Annotated in this window: 10 protein-coding genes; 4 read left to right on the top strand and 6 right to left on the bottom strand. The window is 64.2% G+C overall.

The genetic code is table 11. The features are described 5' to 3' along the window. The first annotated feature begins 45 nt into the window (after positions 1-45). Both AC1RRC_RS00850 and AC1RRC_RS00845 read left to right on the top strand, forming a co-directional pair. The gene (locus AC1RRC_RS00850; RefSeq protein WP_493053345.1) at positions 46-2,394 is read left to right on the top strand and encodes a glycoside hydrolase family 31 protein; all 2,349 of its coding nucleotides are present in this window, start codon (positions 46-48) and stop codon (positions 2,392-2,394) included. A gap of 167 nt (positions 2,395-2,561) precedes the next feature. Beyond that, positions 2,562-4,193, top strand: a complete 1,632-nt coding sequence (locus AC1RRC_RS00845) for a family 43 glycosylhydrolase (RefSeq protein ID WP_493053344.1) — start codon at positions 2,562-2,564, stop codon at positions 4,191-4,193. Here AC1RRC_RS00845 and AC1RRC_RS00840 read toward each other — a convergent pair whose 3' ends face one another. Next, positions 4,194-5,066 carry an aldose epimerase family protein gene (locus AC1RRC_RS00840; protein WP_493053343.1) on the bottom strand — a complete coding sequence of 291 codons (873 nt, stop codon included), beginning with the start codon at positions 5,064-5,066 and terminating at the stop codon, positions 4,194-4,196. A 221-nt stretch (positions 5,067-5,287) separates the two neighbouring features. Between AC1RRC_RS00840 and AC1RRC_RS00835 the strand changes: the two genes are divergently transcribed. Both AC1RRC_RS00835 and AC1RRC_RS00830 read left to right on the top strand, forming a co-directional pair. Next, positions 5,288-6,964 (top strand): sodium:solute symporter family transporter, encoded by a 1,677-nt coding sequence (locus tag AC1RRC_RS00835; protein ID WP_493053342.1) that lies wholly within the window; start codon positions 5,288-5,290, stop codon positions 6,962-6,964. Positions 6,965-7,038: 74 nt separating this feature from the next. Next, the gene (locus AC1RRC_RS00830) at positions 7,039-8,067 is read left to right on the top strand and encodes a substrate-binding domain-containing protein (RefSeq protein WP_493053341.1); all 1,029 of its coding nucleotides are present in this window, start codon (positions 7,039-7,041) and stop codon (positions 8,065-8,067) included. A gap of 235 nt (positions 8,068-8,302) precedes the next feature. Here AC1RRC_RS00830 and AC1RRC_RS00825 read toward each other — a convergent pair whose 3' ends face one another. The 5 genes from AC1RRC_RS00825 to AC1RRC_RS00805 all read right to left on the bottom strand — a co-directional run bounded on the left by AC1RRC_RS00825 (position 8,303) and on the right by AC1RRC_RS00805 (position 18,305). Continuing rightward, positions 8,303-11,305, bottom strand: a complete 3,003-nt coding sequence (locus tag AC1RRC_RS00825) for a TonB-dependent receptor (protein WP_493053340.1) — start codon at positions 11,303-11,305, stop codon at positions 8,303-8,305. A 35-nt stretch (positions 11,306-11,340) separates the two neighbouring features. Then, positions 11,341-12,546, bottom strand: a complete 1,206-nt coding sequence (locus AC1RRC_RS00820; RefSeq protein ID WP_493053339.1) for a XylR family transcriptional regulator — start codon at positions 12,544-12,546, stop codon at positions 11,341-11,343. Between the two features lie 38 nt (positions 12,547-12,584). After that, positions 12,585-13,214 (bottom strand): PEP-CTERM sorting domain-containing protein, encoded by a 630-nt coding sequence (locus tag AC1RRC_RS00815; RefSeq protein WP_493053338.1) that lies wholly within the window; start codon positions 13,212-13,214, stop codon positions 12,585-12,587. 23 nt (positions 13,215-13,237) lie between these two features. Then, positions 13,238-15,736, bottom strand: coding sequence for a cellulose binding domain-containing protein (locus AC1RRC_RS00810; RefSeq protein ID WP_493053337.1), 2,499 nt, complete (start codon positions 15,734-15,736; stop codon positions 13,238-13,240). Between the two features lie 289 nt (positions 15,737-16,025). Then, positions 16,026-18,305, bottom strand: a complete 2,280-nt coding sequence (locus AC1RRC_RS00805) for a glycoside hydrolase family 3 C-terminal domain-containing protein (protein ID WP_493053336.1) — start codon at positions 18,303-18,305, stop codon at positions 16,026-16,028. Between the last annotated feature and the right edge of the window lie 24 nt (positions 18,306-18,329).

Raw genomic sequence — 18,329 nt, 5'->3', positions numbered from 1 at the left:
GCATGGCGGACAAGCCAGCATAACCACACGACACCAGGAGCAACAATGAAAGTGCATTTCCGGCGCAAGGCATTGGCCGTTTCAATTTCCATGATCGCGCTGGGCGCCGCCGCCCAGGCCCATGCCGCGCCCATCACCACGCTCGACCGCAATGGCGCATGGGTGACGGTGGAAGCCTATGGGCCGAACGTGGTGCACGTGACGATTGCCGCCGACAAGGCCGAAGCGTTGAAAGCGGCCGGTTACGGCATCCTGGCCAGTGGCGCCGACAATGCCGCGTTCCGCCACACCGCCGGCAAGGATGGCGACACCTTCACGTCGCCCGCCCTCAGCCTGCACGTCGACCCGGCGCCGCAGCCGCGCGTGCCGTCCATGGGCGAAAAATACTTCGCGCCGCAACTGGCGCCGGTCGCGCTGCGGGTGAAAAACGCCAGGGGCGAGACCCTGCTCGACATGACCGGCTGGGAAATGTCGCCGCAAACCGTCAACGGTGAAAAAACCTACCAGGCCGGCGCCTCGTTCAGCGCGCCGGCGGATGAGCATTACTATGGCATGGGCCAGAATCAGGAATCGACCGGGCCGCTGGATTTGCGCGGCCGCGTGATCGATTGCAAGCACTGGTACGACGCGCCGGCCGGCGAATCGGTGTGCGTGCCGTTCATGGTGTCGTCCAAGGGCTATGGCATCGTCTGGGACAACCCGTCGGCCACGCGTTTCATCGCCGGCGTCAACGGGCGCACCGCGTTCCAGTCCAATGTCGGCGAACGTGTCAGCTTCTTCATCATCACCGGCGGCACGCCGGAAGAAATTTACTCCGGCTATGCGCGCGTGACCGGCAAGACACCGATCCCGCCCAAGGCCGCCTTCGGCCTGATCCAGTCCAAGGCCCGCTATGAAAGCCAGCAGGAAGTGCTGCGCGTGGCCAAGACTTACCGCGAAAAGAAATACCCGCTCGACATCATGGTGGTCGACTGGTTCTACTGGACCCGCATGGGCCAGATGGACATCGATCCGGCCCAGTTCCCGGACCCGTCCGGCATGAACAAGGAGTTGCATGACATGGGCATGCAATCGATCATTTCGATCTGGCCGCGCTATGAAACCTCGGGCCGCTATTTCAATGAACTCGACGCCAAGGGCTACTTCCTCAAGGACAAGGATGGCAAGACCGTCGATGGCTTGCCATTCCGCTCCGACCGCACCGGCGCGCTGATCGACGCCACCAACCCGGCCGCGCGCAAGTGGTACTTCGAGCACGCGCGCGACAACATCCTGTCGCACGGCTTCGATTATCCATGGCTCGACGAAACCGAACCGGACCTGGTGCCGGACGGATTCTTCTATTCGATCGGTTCCGGCGACCGCTACCGCAACCTGTTCCCGCTGCTGCATGTCGAAGGTTTTTCCGACCAGATGCGCGCATGGAAACCAAACAAGCGCGCCATGGTCCTGTCGCGCGCCGCCTACCTGGGTTCGCAGCGCAGCGGCGCCCTGTTCTGGTCGTCCGACATCCACCCCTCGTGGGAAGCGCTGGCGCGCCAGGTGCCAACCGGCCTGAACATGACGGCATCCGGCATCGCGTACTGGGGCAACGACATCGGCGGCTGGCAATGGCTGCCGCAAAGTACCAAGGCCACCAAACAGCCATTGCTGGACCCGGCCGGCGCCGAGGAAACCGTGGGCAAGAACCACGATTATCCGGAATTGTTTACCCGCTGGTTCCAGTACGGCACGTTCCTGCCGACCTTGCGCGTGCACGGCGACCGCAAGCACGCGGATATCTGGTCGTTCGGCAAGCAGGCCGAGCCGATCCTGGCCAGCTACAACCGCCTGCGCTACCAGCTGATTCCGTATATCTACAGTCAGGCCAAGGCCACCTGGGATACCGGCGCACCCTTCATGCGGCCGTTGTGGATGGATTTCCCGCACGATCCGAACGTCGCCAATCTCGGCACGCAATACATGTTCGGCCCGGCCTTCCTGGTCGCCCCCGTGACCGAGCAGGGCCAGACCGCCAAGGACGTCTACCTGCCGGCCGGCAGCGACTGGTACAACTTCTGGACCAATGAAAAGCTGGCGGGCGGCCGCTGGGTCAAGGTGGCGGCGCCGATCGACCAGATTCCCGTCTTCGTCAAGGCCGGCTCCATCGTGCCGATCGGCGCGGAAATCCAGTCGACCGCGACCAGGCAGGCAATTGCCGAAATCAAGGTGTATCCGGGCAAGGATGGCGCCTTCGCGCTGTATGACGACGATGGCGTGTCGTACGACTACCAGAAAGACAAGGGTAATCAGGTGCGGCTGCAGTGGAACGACAGCACGGGACGCCTGACGGTCAGTGGTGACAATGACTTGTCGCGCAAGGCGCCGGGCATCTTGAAAATCGCTGGCAAATAACAGCCCTATTCTAGGTTAAGACGCCATCATCCCCCCCGTAGAGCGGTTTGGCGCAAAGCGCCAAACCGCCATGCCCGCACCGCCACCAGCCCGGGCTGACATGGCGTGCATGCATGGCGGCTTTGCCCTCGGCAAAACCGCCCTACGGTTTCACTGACCATATTCTCATGACCCACACTCCCTCATCACGTTCTTCCAGCCGGCGCGGCTTGCTGAAGCTCGCGCTGGCCGGCGCCGGCGCCGCGGCCGCACCGCTGCCGGCCGCCGCCAAATCCGCCGCGGCGCCCGCGCTGCCGCCCAAACCCGCCTACGGCATCGAAGGCCAGCGCAAAGCCGATCTCGGCAACGGCACCTTCATCAATCCCATCCTTTCCGGCGACCACCCGGACCCGACCATCCTGAAGGATGGCGACGATTACTACATGACGTTTTCGTCGTTTTTCTCGTATCCCGGCGCCGTCATCTGGCATTCGCGCGACCTGGTCAACTGGGCGCCGGTGTGCGCCGCGCTGACCAAGCCGCTCGGTTCGGTGTGGGCCATGGACCTGGTCAAGCACAACGGCCGCTATTACCTCTACATCCCCGCCAACCCGAACAATGAAAGCGGGATCTTCGTGATCCACGCCGACCGTATCGAGGGACCGTGGAGCGACCCAATCGACCTGAAAATCGCCGGCTGCATCGATCCCGGCCACGCGGTCGGCGAAGACGGCAAGCGCTACCTGTTCTTCAACGGCGTGCGCCGGATCGCACTGTCCGACGATGGCCTGTCGACCGCCGGACCGCTGGAACAGGTGTACGAACCATGGCGCTATCCGGAACACTGGGTGGTGGAAATGTTTGCGCCCGAGGGCCCCAAGCTGTTTCGCCGCGGCCAGTGGTTTTACCTGGTGTCGGCGGTGGGCGGCACGTCCGGCCCGCCGACCAGCCACATGGTGACGGTGGCGCGCTCGCGTTCGATCCACGGGCCATGGGAAAATTGTCCGCACAACCCGATCATCCGCACCCAGAGCGCGGATGAACCCTGGTGGTCGCGCGGCCACGCCACCGTGATCGAAGGTCCGGGCGGCGACTGGTGGATGGTGTACCACGCGTACGAAAACGGCTTCCGCACCCTGGGCCGCCAAACCTTACTGGAACCCGTCGAGTGGACCAGCGATGGCTGGTTCCGCGCCAAAGGCGGCACCTTGTCGAAAGCCTTGCCGAAACCGAAAGGCGGCCGCGCCAGCCCCAACGGGCAGCCGCTGTCCGACGATTTTTCCAGCAACAAGTTCGGTGTCCAGTGGAGTTTCTTCGATCCGGGCCCGGATGAAATGCGGCGCGCGCGCTATGACGGCAACAGCCTGGTCATCCAGGGCAAGGGCGCGTCGCCGGCCGATTGCTCGCCACTGACCTGCATCGTCGGCGACCGCGATTACGAAGCGTCGGTGGTGCTCGACATCAGCGGCGAGGCGCAAGGCGGCCTGGTGCTGTATTACAACCAGCGCGGCTATTGCGGCATCGGCTTTGGCGCCGGACAAATGCACACCTACCACGCCAGTGAAGAACAAAGCTGGATGCGCACCAAGGTGCAGGCCGGCACGGTGCACGTGAAACTCGCCAACCGCGCCAACATTGTGACGTTCCATTACTCGTTCGACGGCAAGCAGTGGATCAAACACCCGTGGCAAATGGAGATGTCCGGCTTCCACCACAACGTGTTCGGCGGCTTCCTCAGCCTGAAGGTGGGTATTTACAGCGCCGGCAAGGGCGAGGTGCGGGCCCGGCAATTTGTCTACCGGGGCTTGCCGCCCGCCTGATCAGGCCGACTGGTTTTGCAGCGACAGCCGGTAAACCGTGGTTTGCCGGTACACCTGCCCCGGGTGCAGCACCACCTGTGGCCACGCTGCGCTGATCAATTCGGGGCGGGCGTTGGCTTCCAGCCAAAAGCCCCAGCCCTGGGCCCCCACCGGCAGCTTGCCGGTACACAGCTGCAAGGCGGCTTCGGTGGTGTAGACCTGCAGCCGCCGTCCGGAACCGGGATCGACCACACGCGCCACTTCCCGCAATGCGCCCTGGCCGCCGGCCATATGGCCGCGCACGAAATAACAGTGATCGAATCCGCCCACCAGCCGGATCTGCGTATCTGGCCAGCCCTGGCGCGGACCAATGGCGGCCGGCTGGCGAAAATCGAACGGCGTGCCCCCCACCGTGGCCACCCCGACCGGCTGGCCGCCCGCATCGACTTCCACGTAGTAATCGGCATCGATCTGCAGCATATGGTCGCCCACGTCGGCCGTGCCGCCGTTCAAATTGAAGCACGGCTGCCGCCTCGCCTCGAGCGTGGCGGGCAACGTGGCCATGGCATTGTGATTGATGACCAGGCTGCCATCGTCGTCGAGGCGGTAGTTCACCTGCAGATGGGCGCCGCCGGGCGCCATCCGCGACAGCGACACCCCGCCCCCGGCATGGCAGCCGGCCCATCCTGGCATGCCTGCGCCGGACGGCTGCGGCACCTCCGGAACCGGCAGCAGCACGTCCGCCAGGCGGCCGTAGCGGTCGGGCGCGCGCCATGAGCGCAGCGCGGCGCTGCGCTCATGGATCGCCACGGCCATGCCGCCGGCGTTCGTCAGGGTAAATACGCGGTCTTCGCGCGACTGGGCCATGGCGGCTGGATAAGGATTGGTCATCATGAGAAATTAAAACTGGCTGTGCGGAAAGGGCACTCTGCCATTTTGCAACCCCGGCGGCGTACAGCTATTACGAAAATCACCAACCTGCCGAACGATTCTGGCCAAGCGCGGCGCAAAGGCCTTGTCCACTGGCGGTATTGGGCAATAATGGCCTGCAATTCAACAGTTCGACGTGTGCCAACGCAGCACGCCCCGAGACAACTTCTTCATCGTGAGCATTCATGAGCACCTTTTCCACGCTAGACCTCGTGGTCTTCCTGTTTTACTTCGTCCTGGTGGCCGGCTACGGCATCTGGGTTTACCGCCGCAAACAAGCAGGCTCCGGCTCGGCTTCGCATGACTACTTCCTGGCCGAAGGGTCGCTGACCTGGTGGGCCATCGGCGCCTCGCTGATCGCCTCCAACATCTCGGCCGAACAATTCATCGGCATGAGCGGTTCCGGCTACAAGATCGGCATGGCGATTGCCGTCTATGAATTGATGGCGGCCGCCACCCTGGTGATCGTGGCCGTGTTCTTCATGCCGGTGTATTTGAAAAACCGCATTTACACCATGCCGCAATTCCTCGAACAACGTTACGGCAAGGCCGTGGCCACCACCATGGCCTTGTTCTGGCTCGGCCTGTACGTGGTGGTCAACCTGACATCGATCCTGTACCTGGGCGCGCTGGCGATTTCCAGCCTGTCGGGTATCGCCCTGCTGCCATGCATGCTGTTCCTGGCCATCTTCGCCGCCATCATCACCCTGGGCGGCATGAAAGTCATCGGCTATACCGACGTGATCCAGGTGACCTGCCTGGTGATTGGCGGGCTGGTGACGACCTGGCTGGCGCTGGACCTGGTGGCCGGCCTGGGCGGCAAGCACGGCGCGATCGCGGGCTTCTCCGAACTGTTCGTGCGCGCCGGCGAACACTTCGACATGGTGCTGACCCGCGACAATCCCAACTACATGGACTTGCCGGGCCTGTCGGTCCTGATCGGCGGCATGTGGATCGTCAACCTGAACTACTGGGGCTGCAACCAGTACATCACCCAACGCGCGCTGGGTGCCGACTTGCCGACCGCCCGCAAGGGCTTGCTGTTCGCGGCCTTCCTGAAATTGCTGATGCCGGTGATCGTGGTCTTGCCAGGCATTGCCGCCTACGCGCTGGACAAATCCGGCTCCCTGGGCACCGCCATGCAGCATGGCGGCGAAGTCAATCCCGACCGCGCCTATCCTGTCCTGCTGAACCTGCTGCCATCGGGCCTGAAAGGCATCGCTTTCGCCGCGCTGACCGCCGCCGTGGTGGCCTCGCTGGCCGGCAAGGCCAACAGTATCGCCACCATCTTCACGCTGGACATCTATAACAAGACCTTCAACAAACAAGCCACCGAGCAGCGCATGGTGTGGATCGGCCGCGTCAGCGTGGTGGTGTCGATGGCGCTGGCCGTGCTGATCGCGCCGATGCTGGGCATCGACAAGAAAGGCGGCTTCCAGTACATCCAGGAATACACCGGCTTCGTGTCGCCCGGCATCCTGGCCATGTTCCTGATGGGCTTCTTCTGGAAGAAAACCACGTCCGGCGCCGCCATGTTCGCCACCCTCGGCGGCCTGGTGGGCTCGATCGTGCTGAAATTCCTGCCGCAAATGATGGACCTGTCGTTCCTGATTCCGATCGGCTTTGCCAAGGTCACGGAAGCCGGCGTCGCTGAAATCCCCTTCCTGGACCGCATGTTCATCGTGTTCTGGTTCGTGATCGCCGGCATGGTGTTGATGAGCAAACTGGCGGAAGCCCGCCGCGCAGGCAACACCAAGGCGCTGCACATCGACACCTCGCTGTTCCGCGTCGACGGCGCCTTTGCCTTCGGTTCGGCCGTGATCGGCGTGGCGCTGGCGACCATTTACGGCGTCGGCTGGTAATCGCCCGCCGCAACAAAGGCGGCCGGACAGCATTCCCGGCCGCCGTTTTTACTTTTCCCCTCCCGACTTCCCCCATGGTGGATACCGCCCGCAGAAGGCTGCTAGCCTGCGCGATCATTGCGTCCGCCCTGCCCGTCCGCACGGCATGCGCCGCTTCACCGCCCGTGATCGGCTATGTGCCAGGCGGCAGTGGCGACGCGGCGCACTGCGCCGCCGCCGAGAACCTCGCCAATATCCGTGCCGACGATTGCGCCGACGATTGCGCCGACAATTGCGCCGATGCCTGTGCCGGCGCCAACGTCTTCGAAGCGGCGGCCGTCCGCGACGGCATCACCGTCAAGTTTGCCGATACCCGGCACGGGCATCGCCAATCGAGCCCGCAAGCCATCCAGATCGGCGCACTCCGTTCCTTCATTGCACAAAAAGTCAGCCTGATCGTGCTGGCGCCGGTGGCCGACGCGGGCTGGGATACGGTGCTGCGCGAAGCTAAAGCCGCCAGTATCCCCGTGATTGTCATCGGCCGCGCGATTGCCGCCGGCGGCCCGGACCTGTTCGCCACCTTCATTGGCCCCGATCCCGCCGGCCAGGGCCGGCGGGCCGGCCGCTGGCTGGCGGCACAATTGGCCCAATCGGCCCAATCGGCCCGCATCCCCGCTCCCCTCATCAACATCGTCGAGTTGCAAGGCCCGCAGGGTTCTGCGCAGCCGCTCGCCCACCATCACGGTTTTGCCCAGGCCATCGCCGGCCACTCCCGGCTCAAGATTCTGCAATCGCAGCCCGGCGGTCCAACGCGCGCCAGCGCCGTGGCCACCATGGCCGCCCTGCTGCGGAGCCACGGCAGCGACATCGGCGCGGTCTATGCGCACAGCTGCGAGATGGCGCTCGGCGCCATCGCGGCCATCGAACAGGCCGGCATGCGGCCCGGCCGCGATATCCTCGTGCTGTCAGTGGGCGGCGGCGCAGCCGCAGCCGACGCCATGGCCGCCGGCAAGCTCAATCTCGCCGTCGCCTGCCCTCCCCTGCCAGGCGTGCTGCTGATGCAGGTCGTGCGCGACATCCTCGCCGGCAAGCGCGTGCCCAAGTGGGTGACGCCGCCCGACTAACCCGGCGCGCCAGCGCGGCCGACATCGGCAAAAAAAAGCTATGTCACCGGGAGTTGTGGAATGCTCCCACTGTAGGGCGGACTCTACGAGGCCGCCATGCATGCGCCGCCGCCAGCGCGGGCAGTACCGTTGTGCGGGCCAGCGTCTTCCACGATTTGCGATGACATAGCAAAAAAAAAATCCCGCGGCCTTGCAGCCGCGGGATTTTTTTACTGTGCCAGGTTAGCTTACCCGATCAGAAGTTGTAACGCAGTTGCGCCGTATAGCGCGGACCGGATACGAACCAGGCGCGGCCCTTGGTGCCGACGTGCTGGTCCATCAACTGCTTGTACTTGGCGTTGGTGATGTTTTGCGCTTCCAGGCCGAAGGACAGGTTGTCGCTGATCTTGTAGAACACCGACGCATCGAGCTGGCCGTAGTCATCGGCCCAGGTCGGCAAGCCCCATACCACGTTGTGCTGGCCGAACGTCGGGCTGGCTGGATTGGTGTCGGTGCCATCCGAACCGTTGGTGCCGTTGGCGTTCACGCTTTGCAGGCTCTTCGAGCGCCAGCTGTAGGCCAGGCGGCTCGAGATCGGGCCCTTGTCATACATCAGCGCCAGGTTGTATGAACGGCGCGACATGCCTTGCAGCGGCAGATCGCCGAAGGTACGGCCATCGGTGTCGCAGCCATTCATGTTCAGGTTCAGGTTGGCCGCGCCACTGGTGCTCGAGCAGTATTGGCTGAACACCGGGTTGTACAGCTTTTGCTTGCTGTCGACGAAGGTGAAGTTCGCCTGCACGCCCAGGCCGGACAACAGGCCCGGCAACTTGTCGAAATACTGCTGGTAAGCGATCTCGAAGCCGCGCGCCGTGCCCTTGGCGCCGTTCACCGGCGAGGTGACGGTGAAGTTCTGCTGCGTGCCAGTCACGTCCGGCACCTGGAAATTGGACAGCTGGTTGACGATGATGTCTTTCAGGCGCTTGTCGAACACGGCCAGGGTCACCGAACCGGCCGGCGCGAAATACCATTCCGCCGTCACGTCGAACTGCTTGGCCGTGGTCGGCAGCAGGCGGGGGTTGCCCGACGCGGTGCCGTCGCGGGTCACGCTGTTGACGGTCAGGGTCTGGGTGGCGGTATTGTTGGTGGTGCTGGCGCCCTGGCTCAGGCTGGTGTATGCCTGCAGCTGCGTGAAGTCGGGACGCGACAGCGCCGAAGCGAACGCCGCGCGGAACTGCAGCTGGTCGCTGGCTTTCAGACGCAGGTTCAGGCTCGGCAGGATGTTGTCGTAGCTGTTGTCGACATCCTGCTTGGCGGAGAACGACGCGATGTTCGGAATCGCCGGGCCCACCACGCTGTAGCCGGACGGGATCACCGGCGCGTTATTCTTGAACACCGTGTAGCCGTGCGCGGTCATGTCGGTCTTGACCCAGCGCACGCCGACGTTGCCGTCGATCGGATATTTCAAGTCGTCAAAGCCGAAGCGCAGCTGCGTATAGAAAGCCTTGGTCTTTTCAGTTTGGTCGTTGGTGCCGGAAGGATCGGTGCCGAAGGTGGCGGGCGTCCACGGGCTGCAACTGGCGCTGGAGCCGCCATGCGCTTCCGCACACAGGATGTCATGGTACTTGTGCAGCGCGGCATAGCTGTCCGGATAGCCGGTGGCGGTCGACAACGCCGGGAAAATCAGGGTCGGCACCGACACTTTACCGTTGAAGAAGTTCGGGAACGCATACGGCGTGGTATTGCCGCTGAAGCGCGGATCACCCAGCGAGGCCAGTTTATTGATGTCCCAGCCCAGTTGCCAAGTCTGCGTGATCGGCGACCAGTTGTAGCCAGGGTTGGAGTTCTGCGTCAGCGAATCGCGCTCGGTCAGGCGCACGCCGAAGCGGACGTCGCGCAGCACCGGGTGGTCGAAGTCATACTTGGCGTCGCCCTTCCACGCCTTCTCGGTGGCCTTGCTGGCGTCCATGTGTTCCATGGTGAACGCCCAGTAGTAATTGGCCGGATTGGCCAGGTAGGCGCGGTCGGCGTCGTCGAACGTCAGTTTCGGCACGTTGCCGGTCAGGTCGATCCGTTCCTTGGGCATCTGGATGCCGGTGGCGACGGTCGAATCGAGGCTGCGCGTAGTGGCGCGGATGTGCTGCAAGTCCGACGTCAGGGTCCAGGCCGGCGATGCGCGCCATTGCACGTTCCAGCCGATGTCGGTGGTGTCGGATTTGCGGTTGGCGGTGCGGGTGTCGCCGCCGAAGTTGATGCCGCCATCTTTCGGATCGCTGAGGGTGCCGGTCAGCAGCGCGCCATTCTTGTCATAGGTCGCGTCCGGGCTGACGCTGATGTTGTACGGGGCGGACTGGGCGAAGATCGCGTTCTCGTCCCATTGCATCTTGTAGCGCGACTTGAAGTAGGTCAGCGAGCTCTTCACGTCATCTTTTTTCCACTGCAGCGCGCCATAGGCGCCCTCGCGCGTGCGGTCGAACATCAATGTGCGCCATTGCGCGCCTTTCGGTATCCACACGGTCTTGCCGGAAACGATATCGGTGCGCGGATAGTACGGTTCAACCTGGAACGCATCGGTGCGCACCTGGCTCTCCGAACGGGCCAGGTCGATCAGGGCGCCGAATTCGCCGAGGTCGGTTTTCCAGCGGTTGGAAATCAGGCCGGACACCGATGGCGACATTTTGCCTTTTTTCAGCGTGGAATAGGTTTCGTTCAGCGAAATCGCCGCCTTAAAGCCCTTGTAGTCGAACGGCAGCGCGGTGCGCAGGTTGACCAGGCCGCCGATCGCCCCTTCCACCTGTTCGGCCGACGGATTCTTGTACACGTCGACGCCGGCCATCAATTCCGGCGGCACGTCTTCGAAGTTCAGCGAGCGGCCGCCGTTGGCGGAGAACGAGTCGCGGCCATTGAGTTCCGAGCGCACATAACTCAAGCCGCGGATGGTCACGCCGGAGCCTTCCACCGAATAGTGTTCCGGATCGCCCTTGGCCATGGTGCGGTCGATCGCCACACCCACCACCCGCTGCAGCACTTCGGTGACCGAACGGTCCGGCAGTTTGCCGATGTCGTCGGCCACGATGGAATCGACGATCTCGTCGGAGGACTGCTTGATTTTCTGCGCCGAGTTCAACGCCGCGCGCTGGCCGGTCACCACCACCACCGAAGCTTCGGCCGGCGCGCTTTGCGCGATTGCCGAACCACTGGCCATCAGGACGATTTGCGCGACGCCAATGGCGATGGCGGTTTTCTTAAACTGATACATGTGCTTCTCCTCTAAAAATTCTTGTTATGTCGCCGTTACGCCATGGCGGCGGACGGCGTTTCGCAGATGCCAAATGCGCGGTCCCGGTAAGCCCGCGGCGAGTAACCCAGTTCACGCTTGAACACCAGGTGCATGTACTGGGTGGAAGTGAAACCGCAATCGAGCGCCACGTCGGCGATGCTGCGTTCGCCGCTTTCCAGCCCGGCCTTGGCGGCATCGAGCTTGAAGCGCAGGATCACGTCATGCACGCTGCAACCGAGTTCCTGGCGGAAGTAGGTTTCCAGCGACGAACGCGACACCCCCACGTATTCGGCCACCTGGTGGGTTTTGATGCCCTGGCACGCGTACTGGCGGATGAAATGGCGGGCCCGCATCACGTGCGGATGCCGGACCGGCTGGTGCTGGCTGGACGCGCACACGTTGATGCCCGATGGCGGCACCAGGATGCGGGTGTCGTGCAGGCGCACGCCATGCAGCATCTGGTCCAGCAAATGCGCCGCCGTGCGGCCCATTTCCTGCGCGCCCTGGATCACGGAACTGAGCGGAATGCGGGTCAGCATGCGCACCAGCGGGTCGTTGTCGATGCCGATGATCGCCACCTGTTCCGGCACTTCGATGCCGGCGATGACGCACGCGTGCATCAACTGGCGGGCGCGCGCGTCGGTCACGGCAATGACGCCGACCGGCTTGGGCAGGCTGCGCAGCCAGGCGATCTGGCCCTGCACCGCCTCGTCCCACGACGGGGCGCTGGTTTCGCAGCCACGGAAAATCTCGGCATCCATGTGGTCGGCCCGCATCAGGCTGCAGAACGCGTTTTCCCGTTCCTGCGCCCAGCGGTTCTCCTTGGCCTTGGGCAGGCTGAACATGGCGAAGCGGTGCAGGTCGACATCGATCAGGTGGTCGCGCGCCAGCTTGACCAGCTTGTAATTGTCGGTCGCCACATAGGGCACGCCGCGCGGATATTCGCTGTCGCGCTGATACGAGCCGCCCACCGCCACCACGGGCACGCGACAAGCGGACAGCGCCTCCGCGACGGCGGGATCGTCGAAGTCGGCAATGATGCCGTCGCCCTGCCACCGTTCAATGCCGGCCAGGCGCAGGCGGAAGTCTTCTTCCAGGAACAAGTCCCAGGCTGAACGGGTACTGCCCAGGTACGCCGCAATGCCGGCGATGACTTCGCGGTCAAACGACTTGTTGCCGTTGAACAGCAGCGCGATCCGGTGTGATTTGGTTGGTTTCATGGTAGTCCGGCCAATATGAAAACGATTTCAAAGCAACATCAAGAAAGACCGTGCGCAGCGCTTGCCGCGCGCCGCCGGCCGCGCCAGTGTTGCAGCCCGCCCAGGGCCGCGCCCAGTCCCAGCAGCGCCACCGAACCCGGTTCCGGTACGGTGCCCCCGCCTTGCCCCCGGTTGAACGCCAGGTCGTCCATCACGAACCAGCCTTTGTCGCGCGCAATGTTCAGCCGCGCCACGTTGCTGAAATTGGCCGCGACGAAGGCATAGGTGGCGCCGACCGCGATGTTGCCGGTGCTGCCGATCAGGTGGTTGGCGCTGTCATAGGCGCTGATGTTGATCCAGCTGGCCTTGGCCCCGTTGGTGTTGGGCGTGGCGAACCAGGCGCCGGTGAAATTGAAGGGATCGGCGCTGCTGATGCCGAGGTTGTTGACGCCAAAGCCGTTCGACACGAAGTCGATGCCGGAATGGGCGCCATTGTTATAGCCGGCCACGGCGGTGTCGCCCAGGTACCAGCTGGCGCCCCACGTCAGGCCGGCATAGGGGTTGTACTTCGCAATGCCGGCAAGCTTGCCGCCCGCGTTCAGGTCGTCAAAGGTCACCACGGTGGCCTGCGCCGCCGACGCGGCCAGCAGTGCGGCGCCAGCGATGAAACCGGAAAGTAATTTGTTCATGTTGTGTGCTCCGTACCAGGCGCTTACTTGCAAACGTCGCCGGAAATGGCGGGGATGGATTCGCCGCTGACGACCATGCCGAACGACACCGTGTTGCCCGGCCAGATGTTGGTATTCCAGCTCTCGGTGGCGGTGGCGGTAAAGGTTGGCGACGCGCCCGTCACGCCGGCGTTCCACCAGCCGGTCACGGCCGAGTTGTCGCTGTAAGTCCAGCTGACGGTCCAGCCCTGGATCACGCTGGCGCGGTTGTTGGTGATGCGCACATCGGCAATGTGGCCGCCCGGCCAGGACGCGGTGATCACATACTCGCACTTGTTGACCGGCGCCGGCGGCGTGGTGACCACCGTGGAATCGACCGCCACCACCGTCACGTCGCCGCTGTCGCCGGCGGCCGCGCCCGCCACCAGGCCGCGTCCCACCGAACTCATGTAGACAGTGCCGTAGGTGTTCATGTCGCCCGTGATGAACTGGGCATTGCCCGGGCCGCCGTACTGGTGGGCGTCGTCGTTGATGCGCACCCAGCTGGCCCCCTTGTCAGTGGAGCGCAGCACGCCGCGCACGCCGCCCACCGTGCCCCACATGTACAGCGTCGGGTAAGTGGCGCCCGGCGCGGCTTTGCCGAGGCCGAACGCGCCGCAGGCGCTGACGTTGCCGATCTTGCCAAAGGTGGCGCCGGCATCGGTGCTGTGCACCAGGCCGCCGGAAGACAGGCAGGCCCAGACATCGCCTTCCACCCCTGGCGTGGCGGCCAGGATTTTCGAGCCGCCCGCCGCCAGCGCGCCTTGCGCGGTGAACGACGCGCCGCCATCGTTGCTGACCAGCATGCGGCCATTGACGTTATCGTAGGCATAGAAGCGCTGCGCATTGACGGCATCGGCCACCGGCTGCGCGTCGGCCACAGCGAGACCGGCCACCGTACTCCAGCTGGCGCCATAATTGGTGGAGCGGTAGGCCGTGGCCGAACCGGATGGCGCATGCAGCAACACCTGACCATCGCTCGATAGCGCTACCTTGCCAAACGTGCCATGACCGGCCGCCGCCGTGGTCCAGCTGGCGCCACTGTTGGTGGAATACTGCATGGCGTTGCCCACCCGCGCCAGCACGCGGCCATCCGCGCTGGCGGCCAGGCCGGTGGTGGTGCCCATGTGCGGGCTGTGGCGCACGCCATAGTGCGCCGGGTCGGTTTGCGCAAAGCCGTCGAAGTCGCCGATCACCGACACCAGCGGGCCATTGGGCACGCTGATGGCCGCAAACGGCACGGTTTCCTCGATGCCGGCCACGTCGAACCCCCAGGTGGTGGTTGGCGCATCGATATTGGTGGTGCGGAACAGGCCATTGCCGGAAATCACCCACGCCGACTTCGTGTCAAACGGGTCGAACTCCACCGCGCCGGCCCAGTGGATCGATTCACCGGCGATCCAGTTGGCGCCTTTCGGGTCCACCGAGAAGCCGCGCGCCACCACATTGGTCCAGCTGCGGCCGGCATTGCGCGACGTATAAATCTGGTCGCCATAGGACCCGCCCTGCGGATACCAGACATTGGTGGTGGAGGCCACCAGGTGCAGCGGATCGGCGGGGTCGATGCTGATGCCGCCAAACGGGCCGTTCATGCCGGCCGGCGTGATATTGGTCCAGTTGCCGCCGGCCGCGTCATATTCCCACACCTGGCCACGGCTCATGGCTTCCAGCGCCGTCGGATGGGGGCCCGCGCCATTGGCGTAGGTGATGTACAGCTTGCCTTCGGGCGACAGCGCGGCGCGCTGCGGCATCAGACCGGCGGGGCCGCCTTCGACCGGTTCGAACGTGTCGCCGCCGTCATAACTGAAATACAGGTTGGCGCCGGCCGAATCGAGCCGCGACACGCCGACGAAGATGCGCTGGGCGGGGCCGCCGTCGACGCTGGCGGGATCGAGCAGCACGAAGCTGACGCCGTTGTCGTTCGGCGTGGACGTGACCGGGAACGCGGCGACGCGGCTCCAGCTGGCGCCGGCGTCCGTGCTCCGGAACAGGCCGTCGCGGCGGGTGCCCGCGTACAGCACGTTGCCGAGGCCGGGATCGACTTGCAGTTTTTCGCCGTTCGAGCGGCCCATGCCGTTGCCATGCACCTTGAATTGCGGGGTGACGTCGGCCATGCTGAAACTGCGGCCATAATCGCTGGAGCGCAGGATCGCGCTCTTGCCATTGTTGAAATAGCTGGTGCCGGTCATCAGGTAGACGTTGGCGGCATTGTTCGGGTCGACCGCCAGCGATTCCACGCCCATCAAGCCATCGCGCCCTTCCGGCAGCCAGTCCATCAGCGCGGCCCAGCGCGCGCGGTCCTGGTCCCAGCGGTAAGCGCCGCCGACGTCGGTGCGCGCATACACCACGCCCCGCTCGGTCTTGCTGGGCACCACGCCGGACACGAAGCCGCCGCCGCCCATCGCCACCGCATCCCAGCGATAGGTTTCCGCCAGCGCCGCACCGCTCGCGCCAGCCAGGCCCAGCGTTGCCGCCAGCGCCATGCACATCGGTTTCAACATCATCTTGTCTCCTTCTTATCGTTCTTCATCCCTGACAACCTGGGTTGCCGGGTGTGCCTTGGTGGCTTTTGTTTGTGAATTCATGATATCGGTTTCATGAATCCTGTACAAGCCGTCTACAGATTTTTTTACGCTTTCGTGGCCGAACCAGCAGCCAACCCTATAAACAAAGGGGATACAGCGAAAAAAGTACCGTTTTCGTAGTTATTGCGCCACAGTCGAACATGAAATCGGTTTCATAACTGAATAAAAAAAAGGCGCGCAACACTGTGCGCGCCATCCGCCCCCGGGCTTAGCGTGGCAACGGCTTGCCGTTCACGTCATACACCGCCGCCTCCAGGTGCACCACCGTGCTGACCGCCTTGCTGTCCGCCGCGGCCGCGGCATCGGCCGCGAGTATCAGCTTGTAATCCCCCTTGGCGACTTTCCACGTCTTGCTGGCGGCATCATAATCGGCCAGCAGGCGCGGATCGACCGTGACACCGGCCTGGACACTGGCGCCCGGCTTCACCTCGACTTTCTGGAAGCCGGCCAGGCGCCTTGGCGCTTCCCAGCGGGCCGTCAGCGGCGACACATAGACTTGCGCCACTTCCTTGCCCGCCACCTTGCCGGTGTTTTTCACGCTGAACCACGCGTGCAGCACGCCACCCTTGATGCCGGCCTTCAAGTCCGCCAGCGCAAATTGCGTGTATGACAAGCCGTGGCCGAACGGGAACAGCGGGGTGTGCCCTTTTACATCGAACCATTTATAGCCGACCGCCGCGCCTTCGTGGTAGTGCACATCGAAACGCTGGTCGGCCACTTCCGGATAGCCATCCAGCTTCGGACGGGGCAATTGTGCTTCCGATACCGGGAACGTGGCCGGCAAGTGGCCCGATGGATTGACTTCGCCAAACAGTACGCTGGCAATCGCTTCGCCGCCGCTGGTGCCCGGGTACCACGCTTCGAGCACCGCCGGCACCTTGTTCAGCCACGGCATGGTGACCGGGCCGCCGGTTTCCAGCACCACCACGGTCTTGCCGTTGGCCGCCGCCACCGCCGCGATCAACGCATCCTGCTTGTTCGGCAGCGACAGGTTCGGCACATCCTGGGCTTCGGCAGTCCACTGGGTGGCAAACACCAGCACCACGTCGGCCTCGCGCGCCAGTTTCGCGGCGGCGGCGGGATCCGAGCCGTCATGGAAGGTGATCACGGCCTTCGGCAGCCGCTCCCGGATGGCCTTCAGCGGCGGCGACGGATACACCATCACCGGACCGGGCCAGCTCTTCGGCTCCATGCCCGGCACGGCATTGCCGCCGACCGGGTACACCAGCGACGATCCGCCGCCGGCCAGCACGCCCTTGTCGGCATAGCCGCCAATCACCGCCACCCGCTTGATGGACTTGCTCAGCGGCAGGATATCGCCACTGTTTTTCAGCAGCACCATGCCTTCCTGCGCATCCTTCAGCGACACCGCCGCGTTGGCCTTGAAGTCGATCTTGTCCGGCGCCGGCGCCACCGGATGGTCCACCACGCCGTGTTCGAACATCGCGTACAGCACGCGGCGCGCCATGTCGTCGAGGCGCGCCTGCGGCACCCAGCCATTCAAGACCGCTTCCTTCAGCGGCGCCCCGAAATAATCGGCGAGGTCGAACGGGAAGCCGGATTGCTGGTCCAGGCCCGCGTTGGCGGCCGGGATCGTGCTGTGGGTCGCGCCCCAGTCCGACATCACCCAGCCTTTGAAGCCCCAGTCCTGTTTCAGCACTTCGGTCAACAGGTAGGGACTTTCGCAACTGTAGAGGCCGTTGACGCGGTTGTAGGCGCACATGACCGAGCCGGGCTTGCCCTCTTCGTTGGCAATTTGCAAAGCCAATAAATCCGACAGGCGCGCCGCGTGGTCGTCGATTTTCACGTTGAGCGTGGTGCGGCCGGTTTCCTGGTCGTTCAGGGCAAAGTGCTTGAGGGTGGAAATCACGCGGTTCGACTGGATGCCCCGTATTTGCGCACCGACCATCTTGCCAGCCAGCAGCGGGTCTTCCCCGCCATATTCGAAATTGCGCCCGTTGCGCGGCTCGCGCATCAGGTTGACGCCGCCGGCCAGCAAGACGTTGAACCCATAGCCGCGCGCTTCCGCGCCGATCATGGCGCCGCCGGCATAGGCCGTCGGCAAGTCCCAGGTGGCGGCGGTGTTCATGCCGGACGGCAGCGCCGTGCCGGTCCGTACATCCGGGCCGGCCTGGCTGGCCACGCCCAGCCCAGCGTCGGCTTGCAACAGGTTGGGAATGCCAAGGCGCGGCACGCCGTAGATCAGGCCGGCCGATTGCTTGTGGGCTTCCGGCAGGCGTTTGAATTTTTTATGGTCGACGTCCGCGCCCATGTAACCGAAAACCAGCTTCAGCTTTTCATCGAGGGTCATGGCCTGTACCGCCAGGCTGGCGCGCTCCCCTGCCCCCAGTTGCGGATTCATCCAGGGCTGGGCCGCCGGCGCCGCCGTGGCGCCGGCCCCGGGTGAGTCGGCGGCAATGGCGGCGCCGCAGCAGATGGCGACGGCAAGGGCGATGGATGACAGGCTGGTTTTTTTTGCAAATTGCATGATGTTCACTGGTTTTCGGTTAAG

The sequence above is a fragment of the Pseudoduganella sp. GW821-FHT12E03 genome (genome assembly GCF_058807115.1).
Note: the sequence above shows the minus strand (reverse complement) of the source record. Positions and strands in the feature narration are given on the sequence as shown.